This window comes from Streptomyces sp. (genome assembly GCF_031178505.1).
Taxonomy (GTDB): domain Bacteria; phylum Actinomycetota; class Actinomycetes; order Streptomycetales; family Streptomycetaceae; genus Streptomyces; species Streptomyces gulbargensis.
In genome coordinates, this window is the sequence record NZ_JAPSIW010001059.1 from 1 (window position 1) to 1,545 (window position 1,545).

The 1,545-nt window shown below is 71.8% G+C and carries 1 protein-coding gene and 1 pseudogene; both read right to left on the reverse strand.

What is annotated here, in order from left to right:
* Positions 1 to 721 (reverse strand): annotated as a pseudogene (locus tag RIF68_RS36220) (MFS transporter); the annotation flags it as partial.
* A 43-nt stretch (positions 722 to 764) separates the two neighbouring features.
* Positions 765 to 1,412 carry an HAD family hydrolase gene (locus RIF68_RS36225; protein ID WP_309055931.1) on the reverse strand — a complete coding sequence of 216 codons (648 nt, stop codon included), beginning with the start codon at positions 1,410 to 1,412 and terminating at the stop codon, positions 765 to 767.
* Positions 1,413 to 1,545: the final 133 nt, after the last annotated feature.

A 1,545-nucleotide genomic window follows, 5' to 3' on the forward strand; every position in this document is an offset into this window, starting at 1 on the left:
GCTCCTCCGAACCGCCGAGCACGTCCTGGAGGTACTTCGCCGACCAGTTGGAGACGGTGGAGTCGCCGATGTACGCGAAGCTCATCACGAGGCAGAGCGGCAGCAGCAGCCGGAACGGCACTCCGCCGTCCGTCCGCCCGGGCCCGTCCACCGGCACGCGGTCCCCGGCGGCGTACCACCGGCTCGCGGCGAGGGCGACGGGCAGGAGGACGGCGACGACGGGGAGGTACGACACCAGCAGCGTCAGGTCCCCGTACGCCCCGGCCCACGCCAGCGAGGCGCCGACGATTCCGCCGAGGCTGTACGCGGCGTGGAAGCCGAGCATGATGCTTCGCCCGTACGCCCGCTGGAGGTTCACCCCCAGCATGTTCATGGCCGCGTCCAGGGCGCCGACGGCCAGCCCGAACGCGCCGAGGACGAGGGCCGCCTGCCACAGTTCGTTCCCCGCGCCGACGCCCAGGAGCGTGAGGAGGACGAGGGGCTGGGCCCACCGCAGCACGGCGGCGGGCCCGACGCGGGCGGCGAGCTTCCCGGTCGCCACGCTCGCGACCCCGGCGAGGACGGGCACGGCCGCGAGGAAGGCGGGCAGCAGCCCGTCGGATATGCCGTACCGGTCCTGGACGGCCGGTATGCGGGTCACGAGCAGGGCGAAGGCGACCCCTTGCACGAAGAAGCCGACCGCCAGGGAGGCCCGCCCACGCCGCAACCGCGCATCCGTCATGGCGGCTCAGCGTAGGACCGGGGCCTACCGCTGGGTAGACCGGTCACAGACCCAATGTGGCGGGCAGTTCCTCCATCCTCCGGAAGTGTCCGCGGGCCCCGGGGAGCTTCTCGGCGGGGGTCATGGCGGTGAATCCGTACACGTCCATGCCGGCCGCCAGGGCGGCCCGCACGCCGAGCAGGCTGTCCTCGACGACCACGCACCGCTCGGGGGCGACGCCCATGCGTGCGGCGGCGTGGAGGAAGAGGTCGGGTTCGGGCTTGCCCCGGCCGACGTCCTCGGCGCTGAAGATGTTCTCGTCGCGGAACCAGCTGTCGAGGCCGGCGCTGCGGTGCCCGACGCGGATGCGCTCGTGGCTCCCGGAGGAGGCGACGCAGTACGGGATGTGCTCCCGCGCGAGCAGGCCGAGGACCTCGGCGGCCCCGGCGACGGCCCGCAGCTCCTTCTCGAAGGCGGCGAAGACCCTGGCGTGGAAGGTGTCGTCGAAGTCGGCCGGCAGCCGCCGGCCGGTCCGCTCCTCGATGAGCTCGTGGATGCGGTGCATGGCGGAGCCCATGTAGTCCCGCACCGACTCCTCGTAGGTGGTGGGGTGCCCGAGCTCGGTGAGGTAGCCGGCGAGGAGCCGGTTCGATATCGGCTCGCTGTCGACGAGCACCCCGTCGTTGTCGAAGATGACCAGGTCGTAGCGCATGACCACACCTTAGGGGCCCGGAACGCAGGAAAGCCCCGCACCAGAGGTGCGGGGCTTTCCCACAATAATTGTTCGGCGGCGTCCTACTCTCCCACAGGGTCCCCCCTGCAGTACCATCGGCGCTGAAAGGCTT

Excerpts from the sequence above, each read along its gene's own strand:
- RIF68_RS36225 (WP_309055931.1), bottom strand. The coding sequence starts at position 1,412 with ATGCGCTACGACCTGGTCATCTTCGACAACGACGGGGTGCTCGTCGAC.